Origin of the sequence: Nonomuraea sp. NPDC059194, assembly GCF_042754765.1 — a bacterium.
In the GTDB taxonomy this organism is placed as follows: Bacteria; Actinomycetota; Actinomycetes; order Streptosporangiales; family Streptosporangiaceae; genus Nonomuraea.
The window spans coordinates 1-20,546 of sequence record NZ_JBHZBH010000010.1; the positions used below are offsets into that span (position 1 = coordinate 1).

The window sequence follows — 20,546 nt, forward strand, 5'->3', positions numbered from 1 at the left end:
CCGCGCCGGGCACGTCATGGCCCCCACCGCCGATGTCCTCTACGACTTCTACGGCAAAGCGATCACCGGGCAGGAGTTGTTCTGATGTTGACTATCGGAGCGGTGGCCTACACCGCCAACGTCGTGCCCATCTGGGAGGGCATCCGCGGCTACTTCGAGGGCAGCGACGCCGAGATGGACTTCGTGCTGTTCTCCAACTACGCCCGCCAGGTCGACTCCCTGCTCGCCGGCACGATCGACATCGCCTGGAACACCAACCTGGCCTGGGTCCGAACCGTCCTGCGAACCGGCAACCAGTGCCACGCGCTGGCCATGCGCGACACCGACCTGACCTTCGCCACCGTCCTGGTCGCCCGCGCGGGCAGCGGCATGCGCGGCCTGGACGCCCTGCACAAGCGCCGGATCGCGCTGGGTTCCCGCGACTCCGCCCATGCCGCCATCCTGCCCGTGCACTTCCTCACCCTGGCGGGCGTCACCGACGTGGACTTCCTGCGGATCGACAGCGACCTGGGCAAGCACGGCGACACCGGCCGCAGCGAGCTGGACGCCATCCGCGCGGTGCTCGACGACCAGGCCGACGCCGCCGCTATCGGCATCAACTCCTGGGAGGCGATCGGCAGGGACGAGCTCATGCCGGGCGCGCTGGAGGAGGTGTGGCGCTCCGAGCCGTACTGCCACTGCAACTTCACCACCCTCCTCCCGGCGGAACGCACCGAGCCGTGGGTGACGCACCTGCTGAAGATGGACTGGAACAATCCCGACCATCGGCGGATCCTGGAGATGGAAGGGCTGCGCCGGTGGGTCCGGCCCCAACTGGACGGTTACGCCTCGCTGTTCGAGGCGGTGGACAGACAGCAGATCCCGTCGCGATGGTGATCCTCGACCTGGTCGAACGCGTCGGCGCCCTGCCGGTCGGGGCGACCGTCGAGGTTCCCCTCGCGCCCGGCGACGCCGATCTGGTCCGGCGCTGGTGCGAGCGGACCGGCAACGAGCTCGTCGGGATCGGTCCCGACACCGCGACGGTACGGCGAGGCCGCGCGCGCGACCCCGTCGAGGACCTCCCGCGTGATCGGCGTCCGGGCGCGCGTCTGTGGCTCTACACCAACTTCGACTGCAACCTGGCCTGTGACTACTGCTGTGCGCGGTCCTCACCGCGGACCCCGCGCCGCGCGCTCGGCCTGGACCGGGTACGCCGGATCATCGCCGAAGCCGCAGAGCTCACCGAGGTCACCGAGGTCTTTCTCACCGGCGGGGAGCCGTTCCTGCTGCCCGACCTGGACCAGATCGTGCGAGCCTGCACCGACCGGTTCCCCACCACCCTGCTGACCAACGGCATGCTGTTCCGCGGTCGCCGCCTCGACCTGCTGCGCAGCATGCCACGGGATCGGCTGACGCTGCAGATCAGTCTCGACTCCCCCGCTCCGGACCGGCACGACCGGCATCGCGGCCAAGGGAGCTGGAACCGCGCGGTCGCGGGTATCCGCATCGCGCTCGACGAGGGTTTCCGCGTCCGGGTGGCCGCCACGATCGCACCTGGCGAAGACAGCGACGCCGACGCCTTCCACGCCTACCTCGACACTCTGGGCATCCCCCTCCAGGACCGGGTCGTCCGGCCCGTGGCGCAACGCGGATCCGCCGCCGATGGAGTCGCGCTCACCGTCGACAGTCTCATCCCCGAAGTGACCGTGACCGACGACGGCGTCTATTGGCATCCCGTCGGCGCCGACCATCTCGACCAGCTCGTCACCCGCGACATCTTCCCTCTGTCGGCAGCCGTCGAGGAGATACGCCGCCGCTTCGTCGAATATCGCAGCAGTGCCAACACCGCTGCGGAGAGTTTCCCCTGCGCGTGAGCGTCACGTGCGAAGGCCGTCGCTGCCGAGGGCCCGGCGTGGCACCATGCCGTACAGCCTCATCCTGCAAGCCATCAGCCTGTGCTCACAGTGCGAGCGGCCGCTGCCCTGACCGCGGTGGCCGACCCACACGATGGGCGACGACTGGCTCGACTGGTCCGGTGGCCGGTACGAGTTCTCGGTCCAGAAGGAGAAACCACGGAGCCAGACCCCGGTGCCCGACAAGCTCGCCGGCCAGTGGGTGGCGGAGCCCCACGACAGCCCGCACGCGGATTCCGGAAAGCTGGACTCCCTCGACCTAGGCCGGAGCACCCTCGACACCAGCGACATCGTGCTCCGCTACCGGACGCCGGACGGACGGAAGTGTGAGTACAAGGGAGAGGCGTTCTCCGTACGTGGCGGCATCCTCGCACTTGCAGCGCTGGAGCCGAGCCCCCCGACGCCGACCCCGGGCTGCGTCAAGAAACGGCCAACATACATAGACCGCAGTGACAAGCGGGATGACCTGTCACTGCGGGCCAGTTCCTTCGCACACAGCACCGGGATAGAGCTGCGCCGTACACCCCGGTGAGTCGGATCCACTCCGAGCACAGGCGACGTCTCTACTCAGCGTGCACGCATCGCATCGCTGGACACACCCGACCGCTGGGACAAGAAGCCGTATCTCGACCGATCATGGAACGTGTGGGTCGGACAGGCTTCCCGTCGGGGTGATCTTCCCGTTGTACGCGAATGAAGACAGGGCCTCTCGGTAACGCCTCTACGGGGCCCGATCCGCCACGGAGATGACCAAGCTGCGACCCTACGGGTGGGCTGTGGGCGCCGACATGACGCGGGCTGCGATGCGTTCGTGGCCGTCGATGGTCTGTGGCACCTGTGAGGCCGATGTCTGCGCCACCCAGAGCCCGAAGGACATGAGGCCCAGCACCCTGGGTTGGCTGCGTGCGAGGTCGAAGTAGTCCCACTGGAGTTCGGACAGGTCCGCATCGGTCTGGAACCCGGCCTTGTCACCGCAGGCCGGCAGCGGTGTGGCCTGCGGTGACAGGAACAGTCGCTGCTCGGGTGTCTTGGATTCCAGGGTCAGCAGCGTGCGCTCGATCTCGGTGGCCGACTTGCAGTACCAGTCGCGATACGACTGCGGTTTCGGTCTCGATGATAACTGATCAATCAGCCGTGAGGATGGTCGGATAGTGCGAGAATGCCACCAATGCGCCGCCCGGAGGGAGCAAGGAAAGCCGGTGGAGGACAAAAGCATCTTAGGCCCGGACCGCATCAAGCACCTGGAGTTCATCCAGGCCGTCATCGCCCGACTCGGGACCAGCTCTTTCCTTATCAAGGGCTGGGTGCTGACCATCGCGGCGGCCATTTTCGCCGTTCTGGCAAACCGGCTGGAAACCGGCATCGCAGTGGTCGCCCTGGTGCCTCTGGTGGCCTTCTGGCTGCTCGATGGGTATTTCTTGTGGCAGGAACGGTTGTTCCGCTGCCTCTACGACGATGTTCGCAAGCCAGACTCCACCGTCGAGCTCATGTCCATGAACACCGCCCCGTACGCTGCCACCAAGCGCTGGCGCACCGCCACGTTCTCGGCCACGCTGGCGCTCTTCTACGGCGGGCTTGCCGCGGTAGACCTCGTCCTGATCGCGGTGGCCACCTTACGGTGAGAGGCTGCTCCGCAGCGCGTCGGCCGCGGCTTCAAGCTCCTCTGCGGTGAAGGGCGGACTCGGATCGGGCCAGATCGCGCCGAACTGGTCGTCCCTCCAGCGCGGCACCAGGTGGACATGGAGGTGAAACACGGTCTGCGAGGCCGCAGCTCCCGAAGAGTTGATGACGTTCAGCCCGTCCGGCCGCAGGGCCGTGCGCAGAGCGTGGGCCAGGTCGACAGTCACGCGCGCGAGGATGGCGGCGGTGCCGATGTCCAGGTGCCACAGATCCTGGATGTGCGCGCGGGGGATGATGAGCGTGTGACCAAGCGCGGCGGGGCGTTTGGGGAAGAAGGCCAAGACCGAGGGATCTTCGAAGATCACAGGGGTCGTCGCCGCGCCCGCGCTCAAGGCACAGAACGCGCACTCCGGCAGTAGGTCACGGACCATCGTGCCACCCTATATACACGACGTCATGGGCATACACGACGACGTGGCCGCGCTGTCATCGGGTTTGGGCTGGCTGCTCGACTACCTGCACGAGCGGATTCGCGACGATGTCGATCCGCGTCCGTGGGACGGGGTCAAGCTCATCCACTGCGGCGACATCCAGAATTGGGAGCGGTTTCCACGGTGTCAAGAAACGCCGGGGATCACCTACCTGGAGTATCGCCTGGGCGCCAAGCGGCTCAAGAAGCGGCGGAAGGCGGTGGCCGATTTGCTGGCGGCGCAGGAGCGGCTCCAGAAGATCGACTCCGACGAGGTCGTCACCTACCGGACGGAGTGGTTGACCATTCCGCCTTCCCTTTTCCGCAGGCGCGCCCGGATCCCGTTGCCGCATGAGGCGCTGCCGGGCACGGAAATAGGCGGCGGCACGATCGTCGACGGCGTCCTGGAGATTCGGGCCGGGTGGCGGGAGAAGAACGTCCAAGTAACCTACACCGGCCCATCCCGCGTCGTGCACGCCGAAGAGATCGCACGGCTGACCGAACAGCTCGCCTCCGCCGACGAGGAACGGCTGAGCATCTTGCACGAGGTGAACACCAGCCGTTTCTCCCATCCGGTGCTGTTCATCTCGCACCGCTGGGAGACCATCGACGACCCGGACCCAACGGGAGGCCAGCTCAACCGGCTGAAGGAACTGCGCGACTGCTTCTTCATCTACGACTACAGCTCCTTCCCGCAGCTTCCGCGGACCGCCGAGGAGGAGGCCGAATTCCACCGGATTCTGCAGTCGATGGATGAGCTGATCAGGAACGTCGTCATCCTCGACGGCCCCGGCTACCTCACCCGCGGATGGTGCGTGTACGAGTATCTCGTCGCGTCCCTGAACATGACGACCGTCTGCGACGAGGTACAGGACCCCGCCTTCGTCGCGCTAAGGGACTGGTCGTCGACCCCTACCCCGCTGGCCTTACAGTTCCGCGACGGCTTCGAATCCGCACAGCAGAACTACAAGAACAGGAAGATCCTCACCTGCGTGAACAACATCCTGCCGATATACCGCGACGCCGAGTTCCAGACCGAGCACGACCATCAAGCCGTGACCGGCCTGCTGATCAAGCACCTACAAACCACGCTTCCAAGCAAAAAACTCTACGAGAGCTACCTTGGAGAGTGGCAGCATAAGTCCTGGACGGACGAGGAGATCACCGCGGCATTCGACGGACGGCTGGCCATTCCGAACCTCAATGAACTGGCGACCGCGCGGTTCCGCACAAACGTACCCGACACCATCGTCGCCGCCGCCGGGCAGCGGTATCAGATCAAGAAGACGGACTGGGTGACCCAGCTCAATCCCTGGACGAGTTTCCTCAACCACCTCGCTGGACGGGCGGAGCACGATCAGGCCTGACCTGTCTCGATCCGGGCCATCTGCCGGCCGCTGACTCACCTGTAGTGCGTCAAAACTCATCACACAGAGCTGACCTGCTGGTTCACCGCGTTTGCCATGTGGTTCACATATCCCCGGGTCATGGATGCGTGGTGCGGTTGCCCGTGCTCGGTCCGTGCTCGTCCGCCCCGGAACATACCGACAGAACCCGTCACGGCCTGACACCGAAATCAATCCAGCACGGGACAGACAGACACTAGCTGACACCACCGAACAGTAAACGATCTTTCTTCTAATCCGACGGTCGCAGGTTCGAATCCTGCAGGGCGCGCCACCAAGACCAGGTCATCCGTACGCTGACCTGGTCTTTTGCATGTGTACGGTTCGCACGGCTCATGCAGCCGCAGGCGGTCAGATGCAGCCGCATGCCAGTGGTCGCGGAACATACGCGGAATGCTCTGTGTGGTTCCGGTAGATGGTGGACACATCGGTTCCGGTTCCTGCGCGACGGTTTGAAGACGCGGTTCCGGTAGCTGGGCGACAAGGTTCCGGCTGGTGTGCGACAGCAGTTCCGGTAGGTGCGCGACACCTCGGGGTGGCTTGCCGCTTGTTGTGGTTCGGCTCTTGGCTGTGGGTCGTCATTCCTGCAGCGAGGGAGCCGATGGCCATGCTGGTGGAGCTGGGTGTGGTGGAGCAGCGGTATCGGGCGGTGGTCGAGGTGCTGGAGGGCGCGTCGGTGACCGAGGTGGCCCGCCGGTTCGGGGTGGTGCGGCAGACGGTGCATCGGTGGTTGCGCCGGTATGCGGCCGATGGTGGGATCGCCAATTTGGCGGATCGGTCGTCGCGGCCGGCTTCGTGTCCGCATCAGATGACCGCGGCGGTGGAGGTGCGCATCGTGGCGATGCGGACGGCGCACCCGGGCTGGGGGCCGACCCGGATCGTGCACGAGTTGGAGCGGGAAGAGCTGGCGCCGGTGCCGGGGCGTTCGAGTGTGTATCGGGCGTTGATCCGGCACGGTCTGATCGAGGCGAGTCGCCGGGTGCGCAAGCGGGCCGACTACAAGCGGTGGGAACGCGGCCGGGCGATGGAGCTGTGGCAGATGGATGTGATGGGCGGCATCCACCTGGCCGATGGCCGCGAGTGCAAGGTGGTGACCGGGATCGATGACCATTCCCGGTTCGTGGTGTGCGCGACGATCGTGGCGCGGGCCACCTCGGGGCCGGTGTGTGCGGCGCTGCGCGCGGCGCTGGCCCGGCATGGGGTGCCCGAGCAGGTTCTCACCGACAACGGCAAGGTGTTCACCGCCCGGTTCGGGCCGGGCCCGGGACCGGTGGCCTTCGATCGGATCTGCACCGACAACGGGATCAAGCATCTGCTCACCGCGCCGTATGCGCCGACCACCACGGGGAAGGTGGAGCGGCTGCACAAGACGATGCGGCGCGAGCACTTCGACGGATGCGAGCGCCGGTTCGCCACCGTCGCGGCGGCGCAGACGGCGCTGGATGCCTGGGTGGAGACCTACAACACCGTCCGGCCGCACCAGGCGTTGGGCGGAGGCTCACCCGTCCAGCGGTTCCGCCTGGCCGGCGAGCAGCAGGTGGCCGCGGCGCCGCGGCAGGTGGCGCCCGAGGTGGTCGCGGGGGCATCGCGGCGCGGGGCACGTCCGGCCGGGGTCACCCGGTGGGTCGACCAGCGCGGGCAGATCTCGCTGGCCGGGTTCGGCTACCGGGTCGGACCGATCTTCGCCGGGGAACTGGTGGAGGTGGTGGTCGGCGGCGGGTTGGTGGAGGTGCTGCACCGCGGGGTGCTGGTGGCCACGCATGTGCAGCGCAGCAGGCCGGGCAGGCAGAGCGCCGAACAGCCGCGGGTGCGGGCGGCCCGGCGGGCGCGGGCGGCCAGCACCGGTCCGGTGGTGACCCGGATCGCCGACGGTGGCGGGGCGGTGTCGTTTGCCGGCACCATGTATCAGGCCGGGCGGGCCTGGGCCCGGCACAGCATCCAGGTGTCGATCGTGGCCGGGTCGGTGCAGTTGGCCGCCGACGACAAGGTGATCCGGGTGCACGCCATCCGGCACGACCGCGCCAAGGAGCACGGCGCCTTCGCCACCCCCGGCGGCCGTCCCCGCAAGCCCAAGCCCCCGGCCGCATCCGACCGGCCTGCGCTGGCGGACTCTTAGCCACGCCCGGGGCCCAGGACCCCATGCTTCCGAGACCACCCGCCGGCGATGATGCGGGAGGCGACCCCGTCGTCAAGGGCGCCTACGGCGTCGCTCCGCGATGGGCTACGCCCACCCTGGACGGCGGTCTCGCTCTCCCGCGAGGCGGGGCGGCTACCGGGTGGGTCCGGAAAGGTCACAGGCACGTGAACGCCGGTCTGTCACGCATCTACCGGAACTACGCCGTCACGCGGGTACCGGAACTTGACATACGCGGAATGCTCTGGGACGCATCTCCAGGTGGAGCCGGGGGTTTCGGAGGTTCGCGGAATGGTTCCGAGTCCTTCGGGGCACGCCGCGGAGTGGTCCGCGATGTCGAGGTATGGCACCATGCGGTCCATGACGACCCGAAAGGCAGATGCCGCGTAGACGGCCGAGCGCCCTGCGTGCGCACCTGTGGCCGGCCTTCCCAGGCCATCGTTCACCCATCCAGATCCCCGGCGTCTCCGGCCGGACCTGTGCGGCCATCGCACGAATCGAACGCCAGCACCGGTACTTAGGACCCGGAGGCGTCGCTGCGGCCTTCGCCGAATACGAGGGGTTCCTACGGCAGCCCGGCCGCTACCTCTACGTACTCGAAGCGGCTTGCCCGTGCTGCGATCCGATCCAAGCCCGTGACAGCCTGGAATACGCGCTCCGGCGTCTTAGCCGATCGGCGAGGAGAGACCTCTCACGAATCGTGTCGAGGCTGGATGACGAGTTCTATCGCCGCACTCTCCCCGATCCCCGACCACGTCGCTACCCGCGGTACGCCGACGGATGGTGGCATCGTCGCCTTCACAGAGGATGATCACCGCCATGCATAGCGAAGGGTCCCGGTGCAATCCGAGACCCTTCGTGTGCTCAGTGCTCTAGCGATGTCTCACGCAGCGAGAGCATCCAAGATCCGCTGGTTGGCCACATCGCGTTGGCCGTCGATGCACTTGGCGTAGACCTTCAGCATCACATCCACCCCGTGATCCGCCCGCTCGGCCGCTTCCGGCGCGTGCACTCCGACATTGAGCCAGAGGGAGTCCGCCGCATGCCGCAGGTCGTACGGCCGGGCCGCCAGCGGCGAGGCGACCTGATTGGGAGTGAACGCGTAGGTCCGGGCCTCCTTCCACACCTTGGCGTACGCCGAGCCGGAGATCATGCCGTCCGTGCGGATGCGGAACAGCCGGCCATCCTCGCCGACCCCGAGCTTGTCGATGTGATCACGGAGGATTTCGCCGGCTTCGTCGAACAGATATGCCGACTGCAGGCAGCGGATTCCGGGTTCAACGACCTCACCGCCCGTCGCGTCCCTCAGGCGGCATCCGCCGAGGCATACGAGCACGGCTATTGCCTGATGGCCCAGATAATCGATCGTGCTCAGAAAAGCGGGGCACTCCGCCCCGACTTCGTCCTCGAGGACATGGCCTTCGTCACGTGGGCCATCACGCGAACGATTCAGGCCACCGCGGCTGGCGCCGGCACCTCGCCCTCATCCTGGACGGGCTCAGGCCATCGGCGGCCCACGTACTCCCCGAGCCGCCGCTGACCCGCGACCAGCTCACGTGCACCATGGACTGAATTCGCCGAGCGGAGCACAAGGATGTTGTTGGTGATCTAGGTTGGGGCCCGGCGTTGCCGCTGAGGTCATGGTTCTGGAAGGGAATCGCCGCGCCGCGTTATCTGTGCACTCGTCACAGTCCCGCCCGATATGCCCACCCATATGCCCGGTGACCTTCACTGTGAGTGAGGCTCCTCACCGCCTGCCGCCTTGCAGGCCTCCACGGCCCAGGTGGCCGCCTGATCTCGGCGCGAGAAAGCCCCCGGACCAAGGTGGTCCGGAGAGCTTCCTCATGTGCGGTGTGTCAGTCCAGCGTGGCGATCACCTTGTCGGCGTCCCTGGTCAGGACTTGGCGGACGTCGGCCCTCGGCACCCGCCGGGCATCCGCCACCAGGCTCTTGAAGTCCTGCAGGTGCCGGATGGCCTTGGCGTCCTTGCCCGATGCCTCCGCCTTCCGTGCCTTGGTCAGCTCCCGGGTGAGCGAATGTGCCGCCGCACTCGACAGCCAGTTCGTCGCCCGGAAGCGGTCGACGAGGTTCTGCATGTCCCGCAGGGACGTGGTCACCGCGTAGCGGACGTTCGTGGTGATCGAGTTGCCGGCGTTGTCCCCGGCCGTGACGGAGATGGTGTGCGTGGCCAGGGTCTGCGGGAACAGCGGCACCACTGAGTCGGGTGTGAGGGTCGCACCGTCCAGTGTGCCCGTGGTGGTTCTGACGCCCGAGGTGGTGTCGACGGCCTGCCAGGTGATGCGCAGGTCCTGGGCGTCGCCGTACACCTCGCCGTCCGAGACCCCCGAGACCATGAGCGTGGGCTTGGTTCCGTCGATCTTGAGGACGGCGGCCTTCTCCTGCTCGGTGGTGCCCGCCGTGTCGGTCGAGCGGTAGCGCAGTTCGTGCGGTCCGTCGCCGCTGATGACCACGGGCCGGTCGGCGTAGGCCGTCCAGGCGCCCTGGTCGAGGGAGTACTCCGTCTTCGACACCCCCGAGGTGGGGTCGGCGGCGGAGAGCAGGACGGGGACGTCGCCGCCGTTCCAACCGTCGGCGTTGGGCGGGGCGAAGGTGGCGGTGGTCACGGGCGCGGTGGCGTCGAGCTTGAGGTCGAGCGCCTTCGGCTCCTCCACGTTGCCCGCGGCGTCACGCGAGCGGAACTCCACCTTCCTGGCGCCGTCGCCGCTGACCAGGACGGGCTCGGTGTAGGGGGTCCACGCGCCGTCGTCGAGACGCCACTCGGTGGCGGCGACCTCCGACGCCTCGTCCGTGGCGCTCAGCGTGACCTCGACCGGAGCCGTGGTGTGCCAGCCGGCCGCGTTCGGCTGGGCGGCCTTGGCGGTGGTCACCGGCGGCGTCCTGTCGGCTCCCGCGACGGGGGTGAAGCGGAAGCGCTGGTTGGGGGCGTTGACGCAGGTCCACTGGATCACGGCGGCGTTGTCGGCCTGGGAGACGCCGTTGACGTCGACGCACAGGCCGCTGGCCGCGGCCGTGATGATGTGGTCGTCGCCCGCGGCGGCGATGAAGAAGCGCTGGTGGAGCTGGTGAGCGGCGCCGTCGGGGTGGCAGGTCCACTGGACGAGCTGGGTGCCCGTCGCCGTCGATCCGCCGGGCACGTCCAGGCACTTGCCGCTCTTGACGTTCTTGAGCTGGTAGCCGCCCGCGGTGGCGGGGATCGCCTCCCACTTCTGCTCGTCGCCCTGGGTGGCGCCCAGCTGCACGATCTTGGCGTCGTCGAGCAGCGACACCGGGGTGACGTTCTTGCCGCTGTGCTGGGCGGTGACGGTGTAGACGCCGGGCTCGAGCCCGCCGCCCGTGTCCTCGCCGGCGAACTGGACGGCGTCCAGGTCGAAGCCGTTGTTACGGCTGTTCTTGAACACCGCGTAGACGGTCTTGGTGCGCACGTCGTTCTTCACCGGGACGGCGCTGGTCATCTGGTAGGTGTCCCAGCCTCCGGTGTTCTGGACGGGTGCGGTGGCCAGGAGCGTGCCCGTGGGCGAGTCCGCGCGCAGCTCGATCGTGCCTCCGCCGTACGGGCTGGAGACCCGGAAGGCGACGGACGTGACGCCGTTGAGGTCGAGCGGGGTGAAGGCGATCCAGTCGTTGTCGCTGATGTCGCCGATGCGCTTGCCGCTCTCCGCGCCCGCCTGGTCGATCACCCTGACGCCAGACGACGTCTTGAAGTACTCGGCCTGCTTCCGCTTGGGCTGCAGGACGACCTTGGCGTAACCGGTGAGCGGGTGCTCGCCCTTGTCGGTGTAGTGGGCGTTGATGACGTAGTACAGGTTGGCGCCCGCGGGGTGGCCGCCGATGTCGCTGGTGGAGATGGTCCCCTCGCAGCCGGGGATCTCGACCGTCTCGTGCTCGTGGTCGTCGTGGCCGAGCGCCGGGTTGGCGAAGACCTTCGTGCAGTCCACCGTCCCGTCCTCGGGATCGGTGACCTTGATCTTGTACGGCACGTCCTGGCCGAATTCGATCGTGCTGCCGTCGATCGGCACCTCGACGGCCACCACCGGCTTGGAGTTGCCCGCCGTGATGACGACGTTGGAGAAGCCCTCCTTGCCGGTGGAGTCCTTGACCTTGAGCTGCGCGGTGTACTGCCCCTTGGCCGAGTAGACGTGCGTGGCCTTGGCCTCGGTGGAATCGAAGGTGCCGTCACCGTCGAAGTCCCATGAGAACTCGATCGGGTCGCCGTCGGGGTCGATGCTGCCCGCGCTGTCGAACTCCACGCTGAGCGGCGCCGGGCCGTCGGTGCGCGAGGCGGTGAGCTTGGCGATGGGTGCCCGGGCGCCGGCGGAGTAGTCGATCCGGTACAGGCCCGAGTCGTTGTTGCCGCCGCCGAAGGAGCTGCCCCACTCCAGCAGGTACAGCGAGCCGTCGCGGCCGAAGGTCATGTCCATCGGCTTGACGAACGTGCCGAGGAAGGGGTCGATCTTGAGGAGCTTGTCCTGGTCGTCGAGGTGGATGTTCTTCACGTAGTGGCGCGACCACTCGTAGAAGAAGCTCGTGCCGTCGAAGTAGGCGGGGAACTTCGTCGGGGAGGTGGAGGCCGCGTCGTAGCGGTAGACGGGGCCGCTCATCGGGGCCGAGCCGCCGGAGCCGAGTTCGGGGAAGGTGGGCGAGGTGCCGTAGCCGTACCACATGACGGGCGGCTCGATGGGCGGCAGCTCGGTCAGGCCGGTGTTGTTCGGCGAGTCGTTGACCGGGTTCGCGCAGTCGAACTTGGGGCCGACGACCTTGGTGTCGGGGTTGTACGGGGCGTAGGCCTGGTTGTCGCCGTGGCAGAACGGCCAGCCGTAGTTGCCCGCCTTCTTGATGACGTTGTACTCGACCAGCCCTTCGGGGCCGCGGTCGGTGGTGGGGCCGCCCCGGTCCGGCCCGTAGTCCGCGGCGTGGACGTAGCCGGTCTTCTGGTCGACGGTGAAGCGGAACGGGTTGCGGAAGCCCATCGCGTAGACCTCCGGCCTGGTCCTCGCCGTGCCGGGCGCGAACAGGTTGCCCGAGGGGATGTCGTAGCCGCCGTCGGCCTTCGGCTTGATCCGCAGGATCTTGCCGCGCAGGTCGTTGGTGTTGCCGGCGGTGCGGGCCGCGTCGAGCATGTGCTGTCCTGGACGCCAGTCGATCGGCGCGTAGCCCTGCCAGTCCGGCGACAGGTTGGGCGGCACGTCGTCGCCGGTGCTGAGGTAGAGGGTGCCGTCGGGGCCGAACTCCACGGCGCCGCCGGTGTGGCCCGGCTCGGGGTAGGTGCGCTGCCGGTAGGCGGGCACGTCGAGGATCTTCTTCTCCGACGCCAGGTCGATGCTGTCGCCCGTGACGGTGAAGCGGGAGAGCCGGTTGACGTCCTCGGCGCTGGAGGCGGGCGAGTAGTAGAGGTAGATCCAGCCGTTCTGCGCGAAGGCCGGGTCGAGCTCCATGCCGACCAGCCCGTCCTCGCCTCCGGTGTAGACGTCGAGCGTGGCCGCGGTGACCGTGGTGTGCGTGTCGGGTTTGAAGATCTTGATCTCGCCCTTGCGCTGCACGTAGAAGACCCGGCCGTCGGCGGCGACGTCGAGCTCCATCGGGTCGGCGGTGTTGTCGTCGAGAGTGATCTTCTCGAAGCTGCTGTTCACCGTGCCGCCGCAGTCGCCCGCCTCGGCGCCAGCGGCCCAGGTGATCCCGCCGAGGACGTGGTCGCGGAAGGCGGCCTCGGTGTAGGAAGCGGTGTCGTGGCCCATGGCGGTCGCCCACACCTTGCCGCCCTCGGCGTTGCGGCACCAGGAGATGGGGTGGTCGGGGCCCATGGCCGAGGGGCCCGGGTTGTAGGTCTTCTCGTCGGCCGACACCAGCACGTGCACGTTGCCGCGCGGGTTGGGGGCGAAGTTGTACCACTCCTCGGGACGCTGCCAGCGCAGGGGCAGGTTCTTGGTCGACGGGTGGACCCGGTCGGTGACCTTGGCGGTGCCCTGCAGCACGCCCGGCGAGTGGGCGGGCATGTGCGCGCCGCCGTTGACCAGGTCGTCCCACCAGGGGAAGTCGTTCTCGATGCCCATGTCGAGGGTGTTATGGATGGCGACGACGCCCTTGCCCGACCGGACGTACTTCTGCAGCGCCTGGCGCTGGGCGTCGTTCTCCCAGACCATGCCGGAGTTCTGCAGCATGATCAGCACGTCGTAGCCGGCCAGGTCGGTGTCGTTGAACACCGAGGAGTCGTCGGTCTGCACGACCGCGAAGTGGTTGGCCGCGCCCAGGTCCTTGATCATCTGGATGCCGGCCGGGATGGAGCCGTGGACGTAGCCGACGGCCTTGGTGAACAGCAGCGCGCGGAAGGTGTCGTGGGCGGTGGCCGTGGCGTGGGCCGTGCCCGGTAACAACAGCAGGAAGGGGAGGATCAGGACAGCGCAAAGACGACGCATGGCGGTGACTCCGGTGGAAGAGGGGAGAGTCAGAGAGTGCGGAGGAAGGCCAGCCCGTCGACGGCGAGAGCGTCCTGGCTGGGTGCGAGCGGCCGCCAGATGGAGGCCGCGGTGGCGATCGTCTGGTTGTGGGCGGTGAAGGACTCGATGACCAGCGGTCCCTCGTAGGAGACCGCGCGCAGGGCCGCGGTGAAGGCCGGCCAGTCGAAGCGGTCCTGCCCGGGGGTTCCCCGGTCGGTGCCGCACACCTGGACATGCGCGATCCGGCCGGCGGCCGCGCGGACGGCGGCGGCCGGATCTTTCTCCTCGATGTTCAGGTGGTAGACGTCGAGCGCCAGGCCGGCGTCTTCCGGCAGGGCGTCCAGCGCCTGCTCGACGGTGTTGAGCAGGCTGGTCTCGTAGCGGTTGAGCGGCTCGACGGCCAGCCGTACCGGGCTGTGGTCGATGACGGGCTTGAGGTTCTCGCGCAGCTCGGCGTAGGCGGCGGCGCGCTCCTCCCCCGACATCCGCCACGTACGGCCGACCGCGCTGTAGGCGGGTCCGGCGATGACGTGGGACCCGACGATCTCGGCCACGTCCATGCAGTGCATGAGGTAGTCCTGGGTCTCCTTGACCGTGTCGGAGGAGACCAGGTCCCGGCCCGGCGGCATGACCAGCACCACCGTGGCGGCCAGGCCGAGCTGGGTGAGCAGGTCGGCCGCCCTGGCGGGGTCCCAGTCGCCCGGTCGCTCGACCGGCAGCTCGATGACGTCGAACCCCCATCCCGCGACCTTGGGCGCGAGCGCCGCCAGGTCGCGGTCGGTGAGCGGTGAGGTCCACACCCAGGTGTTGACCCCGAGGTTCACTTCTTGCCGCCCCAGGTCTCGGGGAAGCCGGGCAGGCTCTCGCAGCCGCACAGCGCGTAGTGCAGCGGCGGCATGTTCGGCTGCAGGTAGGTGTCGAGGTTGTCAGTGGTGATCTTCGGCTGGGGCAGCTTCCACGTCTTCGGCACCTCCTCACCCTTGAGGATCCTGAGGGCGGCGATGACCGGGGTGCGCCACTGGTAGGTGGGGTAGGTGGGCGCGACGGCGGTCAGATTGTTCTGCTTCCACTTCTGCAGGAAGTCCTGCTGGTCCTCGCCGACCATGGCGGGGACGGGCACGCCCGCGTCCTCGAACGCCTCGATGGCGGCGACGGCCGTCGCGCCGGCGTCCATCCAGACCCCGTCGAGCTTGCCGTGGCGGGCGAGGTAGTCGCTGACGATGCTCTTGGTCTTGGCCGCGTCGCCGTCGGTGAACTCCACGCCGACGACCTTCAACTGGCTCTTGTCGAAGGCTGCCTTGGCGGCCGACCAGCGGGTCTCCAGCACGTCGACGCCCGGCAGGATGCGCAAGGAGAGGATCTTCCCGCCCGCCGGGACCTTCTCGACGAGGAACTCGGCGCCGTCGGCGCCGAAGGCGTAGCCGCCGATCGGGTTGATCATGGTGACGGGACAGTCGGTCTCCACGCCCCGGTCGAAGATGATGACCGGCAGCTTGCCACAGGCCGCCTTGACGGCGGGGGTGAGAGTGGCGGTGGTGTTCGGCGAGACGATCAACGCGTCACAGCCCTTGCCGGTCAGCTCGGCGATGTCGGAGATCTGCTTGTCGTCCTTGCCCTCGGCGTCGAGCGCCGTGAACGTGGTGATCTCCTTGTGCAGCGCCACCTCGGCCTGCATGCTCTTCCAGCCGACCTGCCGCCACGGGTTGTTGACCGCCGCGTTGGAGAAGCACAGGTGGTAGCCGCCGTCCTTCTTGTACTGGGTGGTGCTCACCATCTGCGGGTCGATGGCCTGCTCCCACGGCTTGTCCGCCGGCCCCTGCGCGGTTTTGGCGCGCATGGCGAGTTGGGCGTCGTAGTCGGCCTGGACGAAGAACGCCGACTGCTCGCCGGTGCCCGCCGCCGTTGTCTCGGCGGCGGGGGCGGAGGAGGCGGGCGCCGACTGCGCGGCGGTGGTCGTGTCCGTCGGCTTGTCGCTGGTGCACCCCGCGACGAGCAGCGTGACCGCCGTCACCGCGAGCAGGAGGGGTTTACGACGCGGCATGAGCGTCTCCTTTGGACTTTCGGGGGGTGAGGGGGAAAGGCAGCCGTACGGCTCCCGCCGCCACGGCGGCGATGATGATGACGCCCTGCACGGTGAACTCCAGCGCCCCCGAGATTCCGTACAGGTTGAGCAGGGTGAACAGGGCCTCCAGGGTGAGCGCCCCGGCCATGGCGGCCACGACCGACCCCCTGCCGCCGCCGAGCACCACGCCGCCAAGGACGACCGCGGTGATGGCGGAGAACTCCAGGCCCTGCCCGACCTGCGCCGACACGCCCGCGAAACCGCCGAGCAGGACGCCCGCGATCGCGGCGGCCAGACCCGAGATGACGAAGGCGAGGATCTTGACCCTGGTGACCCTGACTCCTGACAGCGCGGCCGCCCGGGCGTTGTCGCCCGTCGCGATGAGCGTGCGGCCGAAGTCGGCGCGCATGAGCAGGACCGCCGCGGCCCCGACGGCCGCGAGGATCAGCACCGACCAGAGGGTGTCGCGCCCGAAGACCCTGAAGGCCTGCGAGAGCGCGCCACGCGGCGCGCCGCCCGTCCAGAGGAACACCGCGCCCGACAGGACGAGCATCATGCCGAGCGTGGTGATGAACGACGGCACCCGCAGCAGCGTCGTCACCGCCCCGTTGGCCAGACCGACGAGCAGGCCGATGACGACCACCAGGGCGAGGACGGGCCAGGTGGCCGCCTCGTTCCCGTCGATCAGCCGGGCGGCGACGACCACCTCGACGGTGACCAGCGACCCGACCGAGAGGTCGAACTCGCCCGCGACGATCACGAAGTACTGCCCCGCCGCCAGGATCACCAGCGGCGCGGCCCGCTTGACGAAGGCGAGGAAGCCGGCGGGTTCGAGAAAGAACGGGTTGGCCAGCGCGATCGCGGCCAGCAGGACGGCCAGGACCGCGAAGATGGGGAGCGCGCGCTTCATGAGGTGCTCCTCTTCCTCGCGTAGACGGCCACGGCGACCACGATGACCACGCCCCGCACCACGTCCTTGACGAAGGAGTTGACTTCGAGCTGGTTGAAGACGCTGTCGAGGACGGCCAGCAGCAGGACGCCGCCGACGGTTCCGGCCACGCCTCCCCTGCCGCCGGCCAGCGCCGTGCCGCCGAGGACGACCGCGGCGATCGACTCCAGGTCGTAGCCTCCGTCGGTGCCCACGGTGGGCACGCCCGCGCCGAGCCTGCTGGCCAGCAGCAGGCCCGCGATGCCCGCGCACAGGGAGCACAGGACATGCGTCAGGATGATCACCCGGTCGGTGCGGACGCCGGACAGGCGGGCCACCTCGGGGTCGCCGCCGACGGCGTAGACGCGGTAGCCGTACCTGGTCCTGGCGAGCAGGAACCATGCGGTCAGGGCCACGGCCGCCCACAGCATCGCGGAGACGGGAATCGGGCCGACGCGGTCGTAGCCGAGGTGCTGGAACGACTCGGGGACGCGTCCGGCGGGGCCGTCGTAGAGGTGGTCGAGGACCCCCTTGATGATCAGGGCGACGCCGAGGGTGGCGATGAAGGCGTGGACCTTCAGCTTGGTGATCACCACGCCGTTGACCAGGCCTACCAGCGCGCTGACGGCGACGACGGTGGCGACAGCCCCCGGGATGCTGCCCGCCTGCATGATCTCGGCGGCGACAAGCGAGGAGAGGCTGATGAGGTAGGCGACGGACAGGTCGAGAGAGCCGGCCAGGATGGCCAGGGTCTGGCCGACGGCCACGATGCCGAGGGCGGCGCTGCGCTGCTGGACGCCGACGACGGTCTCCATGGTCAGCAGGTTCCCGCCGTCGATGGCGACGAGGATCCCACCGATGACGATCGTGGCCGCGAGCGCGACGAACACGGCCTGGGTCGATCCGACCCTCTCCCATGCGGTACGCCGGGCCGACGCGGGGGCGGCCGCCTTTCGCGGGACCTTGAGCTGGGACGGGGGCGCGTCGTTCATGCCGCCTCCTCGCTCGCGGCCAGTCGCATGACGGCCTCCTCCGACGCGCCCGCCGGCAGGCTGCCCGCGATGCGCCCGTCGCGTAAGACAACGATGCGGTCGCTCATGCCGATCAGCTCCGGCAGCTCGGAGGAGATCATCATGATCGCCGTCCCGTCCTCGGCCAGCTCCCGCATGAGGTCGTGGATCGCGGCCTTGGCCCCGACGTCGACCCCGCGGGTCGGCTCGTCGAAGAGCAGGACGTCGGGGGCGAGCGTCATCCACTTGGCGAGGACGACCTTCTGCTGGTTGCCGCCCGACAGGTAGCGAACCTCCTGCGAGGGGCGGGGCGGCGAGACCCGTACGCGGTCGAGGAGGTCACGCACGGAGCCGCCGCGGCGGCCGACCGCGCGGGCGACCAGCAGCGCGTTGTCGCGCACGGACTGGCGGAGGGCCAGGCCCTCGGCCTTGCGATCCTCTGTGACGAGGCCGATGCCGGCGGCGACGGCCTCGCGAACCGAGCGGGGACGGACCGGGGTCATGGTGCCCGTGGTGAAGGGGGCGGCGCCGAACAGCGCCTTGGCGAGGGAGGAGCGGCCGGAGCCCTGCAGGCCGGCGATGCCGACGATCTCGCCCGCCCGCAGCTCCAGCGAGATGTCCGACAGGCGGGCGTTGCCGCCGCCGGTGACGCTCAGCCGTACCTCTCCCGTCGAGGTGGCGCGGGGCGGGTAGTAGGTGCCCAGGTCGCGGCCCACCATCAGGCGGACCAGGTCGTCGGAGGTGACCTCGGCGGCGGCGACGGTGGTGACGAGGCGGCCGTCCTTCAGCACGGTGACCCGGGAGGCGAGGTCGAAGACCTCGCGCAGGCGGTGCGAGATGTACAGCACCGCGATGCCGCGTTCCTGTAATCGCCTGACCAGCCGGTAGAGCAGTTCGACCTCGTGGTCGGCGAGCGCGGCCGTCGGCTCGTCCATCACCACGATGCGCGCGTCGAGCGAGAGCGCCTTGACGATCTCGACGACCTGCTGCTGGGCCACCGAGAGCCGCTTGACGAGGTCGCGGGGGCCGAAGGAGTCCTCGCCGAGTTCGGCCAGGAGCGCGGCGGTCGCACCGTCCATCGCGGCCCTGTCCACCAGGCCGCGACGCAGCGGCTCCCTGCCGAGGAAGACGTTCTCGGCGACACTGCGCTCGGGCAGCAGCGTGAACTCCTGATAGATGATCGCCACCCCCGCCCGCTGGGCGTCTATCGGGTGACTGAAGGAGACCTGCCGTCCGTCGATGGTGATCGTTCCTGAGTCGGGCGCGTGTACCCCGGCCAGGATCTTCATGAGCGTGGATTTCCCGGCGCCGTTCTCGCCGACGACGGCGTGCACCTGTCCAGCTTCGACCGCAAGGTCCACCTCCGACAGCACCCGCACGCCGAGAAAGCTCTTGCCGATCCCGGTCATGTTCAGCACTCGACCCACCCGCCCGAGGCCGCGGAGGCGAGGACCGCGTCGCAGACGCGGGCGGCGCGGGCCCCGTCGTCGAAGGTGGGCAGGCCGTCGCGGCGCTCGCCGCGCAGCGCGGCGTAGCTGTCGGCGACGAAGGCGTCGAAACACTCGTGGTAGCCCTGCGCGTGCCCGGCGGGCAGCGGCGAGTACGGCAGCGCCGCGGCGGTCAGCGTCTGCGGGTCGCGCACCAGCGTCATCGACCCTTCGCGGCTGCCGACCCACAGCTTCTCCGGCTCCTCCTGGTCGAAGGCCAGGCTCTGCTCGGTGCCCGCCACCTCGAGGAAGAGCCGGTTCTTGCGCCCCGGCGAGACCTGGCTCGTCGTGAGCGAGCCGAGCGCCCCGCCGGCCGTACGGAACTGGACGGTGACGACGTCCTCGGTCAGCACGGGCGCGTGACCGGCGCGCTCCCGCTGGACGACGCCCGTCTGCGCGGACACCGCGCTGATGCGCTCGCCCGTGACGAACTCGGCCAGGTCGCACCAGTGCGAGCCGATGTCGGCGAACGTCCGGCTGGGCCCGCCGAGCTCCGGGTCGACCCGCCAGTTGTCGTCTTCGGGGCGCAGCAGCCAGTCCTGCAGGTAGCTGCCGTGGATCAGGGTGACCCTGCCGACGTCGCCGCGTGCCACGCGCTGCCTGGCCTCGCGGGCCATCGCGTGGAAGCGGTAGACGAACGGGACCGTTGCCACCAGGCCCGCCTCGCCGGCGCGGGCGGCCATGAGCTGTGCCGTGTCCGCGTCGGTGGCCAGCGGCTTCTCGCAGATCACCGCCACCCCCGCGGCGATGGCCTTGAGCGCGAACGGCGCGTGCAGGTGGTTGGGGGTGCAGATGTGGATGAGGTCGATCGCGCCCGACTCGATGAGCTCGTCCGCCGAGGCGTAGGGGCCCTTTGATCTGTCGGGTCTGGATCCTGCGACGCCGACGATCGTGGCGCCCGCGAGGCGGGCTGACCGGGCGTGCACGCGGCCCATGAAGCCGGTCCCGATGATGCCCACCCGGGGATTATCAGCCGATTCCCGGCTTATGTCCTCCATGTTTGGTGATCGTAGATTCGACTTATGATGATGGTCAAGCAAAAGTTGGGCCTTTACTTCACAAGGCCTTCGACCTATATACCGATAC

General features: G+C 68.7%; 15 protein-coding genes and 1 pseudogene. 6 read left to right on the forward strand and 10 right to left on the reverse strand.

Going from position 1 to position 20,546, the window contains the following annotated elements; translation table 11 throughout:
* Positions 1–84 precede the first annotated feature (84 nt).
* From ACFXJ8_RS15120 to ACFXJ8_RS15130, 3 genes are all read left to right on the forward strand, one after another.
* On the forward strand, positions 85–876 hold the full coding sequence (locus ACFXJ8_RS15120) for a phosphate/phosphite/phosphonate ABC transporter substrate-binding protein (protein WP_379644476.1): 792 nt from the start codon (positions 85–87) through the stop codon (positions 874–876).
* Positions 870–1,853 (forward strand): radical SAM protein, encoded by a 984-nt coding sequence (locus tag ACFXJ8_RS15125; RefSeq protein ID WP_379644477.1) that lies wholly within the window; start codon positions 870–872, stop codon positions 1,851–1,853. The genes ACFXJ8_RS15120 and ACFXJ8_RS15125 overlap by 7 nt, the downstream gene beginning before the upstream one ends.
* A 133-nt stretch (positions 1,854–1,986) precedes the next feature.
* On the forward strand, positions 1,987–2,424 hold the full coding sequence (locus tag ACFXJ8_RS15130; RefSeq protein ID WP_379644478.1) for a hypothetical protein: 438 nt from the start codon (positions 1,987–1,989) through the stop codon (positions 2,422–2,424).
* Positions 2,425–2,655: 231 nt separating this feature from the next.
* Here the strand turns inward: ACFXJ8_RS15130 and ACFXJ8_RS15135 are convergent, their stop codons facing one another.
* Positions 2,656–3,102: a hypothetical protein gene (locus ACFXJ8_RS15135; RefSeq protein WP_379644479.1), complete on the reverse strand. Its 447-nt coding sequence runs from the start codon at positions 3,100–3,102 to the stop codon at positions 2,656–2,658.
* Here ACFXJ8_RS15135 and ACFXJ8_RS15140 point away from each other — a divergent pair.
* Positions 3,092–3,514, forward strand: coding sequence for a hypothetical protein (locus ACFXJ8_RS15140; protein WP_379644480.1), 423 nt, complete (start codon positions 3,092–3,094; stop codon positions 3,512–3,514). The two genes, ACFXJ8_RS15135 and ACFXJ8_RS15140, sit on opposite strands and share 11 nt — an antisense overlap.
* Here the strand turns inward: ACFXJ8_RS15140 and ACFXJ8_RS15145 are convergent.
* The gene (locus tag ACFXJ8_RS15145; protein WP_379644481.1) at positions 3,506–3,943 is read right to left on the reverse strand and encodes an HIT family protein; all 438 of its coding nucleotides are present in this window, start codon (positions 3,941–3,943) and stop codon (positions 3,506–3,508) included. The genes ACFXJ8_RS15140 and ACFXJ8_RS15145 overlap by 9 nt on opposite strands.
* Before the next feature lie 25 nt (positions 3,944–3,968).
* Between ACFXJ8_RS15145 and ACFXJ8_RS15150 the strand changes: the two genes are divergently transcribed.
* A complete protein-coding gene (locus ACFXJ8_RS15150) occupies positions 3,969–5,348 on the forward strand; it encodes a hypothetical protein (RefSeq protein ID WP_379644482.1) in 1,380 nt (459 codons plus the stop codon).
* Positions 5,349–5,994: 646 nt separating this feature from the next.
* A pseudogene (locus ACFXJ8_RS15155) lies at positions 5,995–7,470 on the forward strand (IS481 family transposase); the annotation flags it as partial.
* A 934-nt stretch (positions 7,471–8,404) separates the two neighbouring features.
* Here ACFXJ8_RS15155 and ACFXJ8_RS15160 read toward each other — a convergent pair.
* The 8 genes from ACFXJ8_RS15160 to ACFXJ8_RS15195 all read right to left on the reverse strand — a co-directional run bounded on the left by ACFXJ8_RS15160 (position 8,405) and on the right by ACFXJ8_RS15195 (position 20,419).
* Positions 8,405–8,857 carry a hypothetical protein gene (locus ACFXJ8_RS15160; protein WP_379644483.1) on the reverse strand — a complete coding sequence of 151 codons (453 nt, stop codon included), beginning with the start codon at positions 8,855–8,857 and terminating at the stop codon, positions 8,405–8,407.
* Positions 8,858–9,377: 520 nt separating this feature from the next.
* A complete protein-coding gene (locus ACFXJ8_RS15165; RefSeq protein WP_379644484.1) occupies positions 9,378–13,952 on the reverse strand; it encodes a ThuA domain-containing protein in 4,575 nt (1,524 codons plus the stop codon).
* Between the two features lie 29 nt (positions 13,953–13,981).
* On the reverse strand, positions 13,982–14,797 hold the full coding sequence (locus tag ACFXJ8_RS15170) for a sugar phosphate isomerase/epimerase family protein (RefSeq protein WP_379644485.1): 816 nt from the start codon (positions 14,795–14,797) through the stop codon (positions 13,982–13,984).
* The gene (locus ACFXJ8_RS15175; RefSeq protein ID WP_379644486.1) at positions 14,794–16,014 is read right to left on the reverse strand and encodes a substrate-binding domain-containing protein; all 1,221 of its coding nucleotides are present in this window, start codon (positions 16,012–16,014) and stop codon (positions 14,794–14,796) included. The genes ACFXJ8_RS15170 and ACFXJ8_RS15175 overlap by 4 nt, the downstream gene beginning before the upstream one ends.
* Complete coding sequence (locus ACFXJ8_RS15180) at positions 16,001–16,945, reverse strand: ABC transporter permease (protein WP_379644487.1); 945 nt, start codon at positions 16,943–16,945, stop codon at positions 16,001–16,003. Before ACFXJ8_RS15180 ends, ACFXJ8_RS15175 begins: the two co-directional genes overlap by 14 nt.
* Complete coding sequence (locus tag ACFXJ8_RS15185; RefSeq protein WP_379644488.1) at positions 16,942–17,955, reverse strand: ABC transporter permease; 1,014 nt, start codon at positions 17,953–17,955, stop codon at positions 16,942–16,944. Before ACFXJ8_RS15185 ends, ACFXJ8_RS15180 begins: the two co-directional genes overlap by 4 nt.
* Positions 17,952–19,382, reverse strand: coding sequence for a sugar ABC transporter ATP-binding protein (locus ACFXJ8_RS15190; RefSeq protein WP_379644634.1), 1,431 nt, complete (start codon positions 19,380–19,382; stop codon positions 17,952–17,954). The genes ACFXJ8_RS15185 and ACFXJ8_RS15190 overlap by 4 nt, the downstream gene beginning before the upstream one ends.
* A gap of 2 nt (positions 19,383–19,384) precedes the next feature.
* Positions 19,385–20,419 (reverse strand): Gfo/Idh/MocA family protein, encoded by a 1,035-nt coding sequence (locus ACFXJ8_RS15195; protein ID WP_379644489.1) that lies wholly within the window; start codon positions 20,417–20,419, stop codon positions 19,385–19,387.
* Positions 20,420–20,546: the final 127 nt, after the last annotated feature.

Excerpts from the sequence above, each read along its gene's own strand:
- ACFXJ8_RS15120 (WP_379644476.1), top strand. The coding sequence starts at position 85 with ATGTTGACTATCGGAGCGGTGGCCTACACCGCCAACGTCGTGCCCATC.
- ACFXJ8_RS15125 (WP_379644477.1), top strand. The coding sequence starts at position 870 with ATGGTGATCCTCGACCTGGTCGAACGCGTCGGCGCCCTGCCGGTCGGG.
- ACFXJ8_RS15130 (WP_379644478.1), top strand. The coding sequence starts at position 1,987 with ATGGGCGACGACTGGCTCGACTGGTCCGGTGGCCGGTACGAGTTCTCG.
- ACFXJ8_RS15145 (WP_379644481.1), bottom strand. The coding sequence starts at position 3,943 with ATGGTCCGTGACCTACTGCCGGAGTGCGCGTTCTGTGCCTTGAGCGCG.
- ACFXJ8_RS15150 (WP_379644482.1), top strand. The coding sequence starts at position 3,969 with ATGGGCATACACGACGACGTGGCCGCGCTGTCATCGGGTTTGGGCTGG.
- ACFXJ8_RS15165 (WP_379644484.1), bottom strand. The coding sequence starts at position 13,952 with ATGCGTCGTCTTTGCGCTGTCCTGATCCTCCCCTTCCTGCTGTTGTTA.
- ACFXJ8_RS15175 (WP_379644486.1), bottom strand. The coding sequence starts at position 16,014 with ATGCCGCGTCGTAAACCCCTCCTGCTCGCGGTGACGGCGGTCACGCTG.
- ACFXJ8_RS15180 (WP_379644487.1), bottom strand. The coding sequence starts at position 16,945 with ATGAAGCGCGCGCTCCCCATCTTCGCGGTCCTGGCCGTCCTGCTGGCC.
- ACFXJ8_RS15185 (WP_379644488.1), bottom strand. The coding sequence starts at position 17,955 with ATGAACGACGCGCCCCCGTCCCAGCTCAAGGTCCCGCGAAAGGCGGCC.
- ACFXJ8_RS15190 (WP_379644634.1), bottom strand. The coding sequence starts at position 19,382 with ATGACCGGGATCGGCAAGAGCTTTCTCGGCGTGCGGGTGCTGTCGGAG.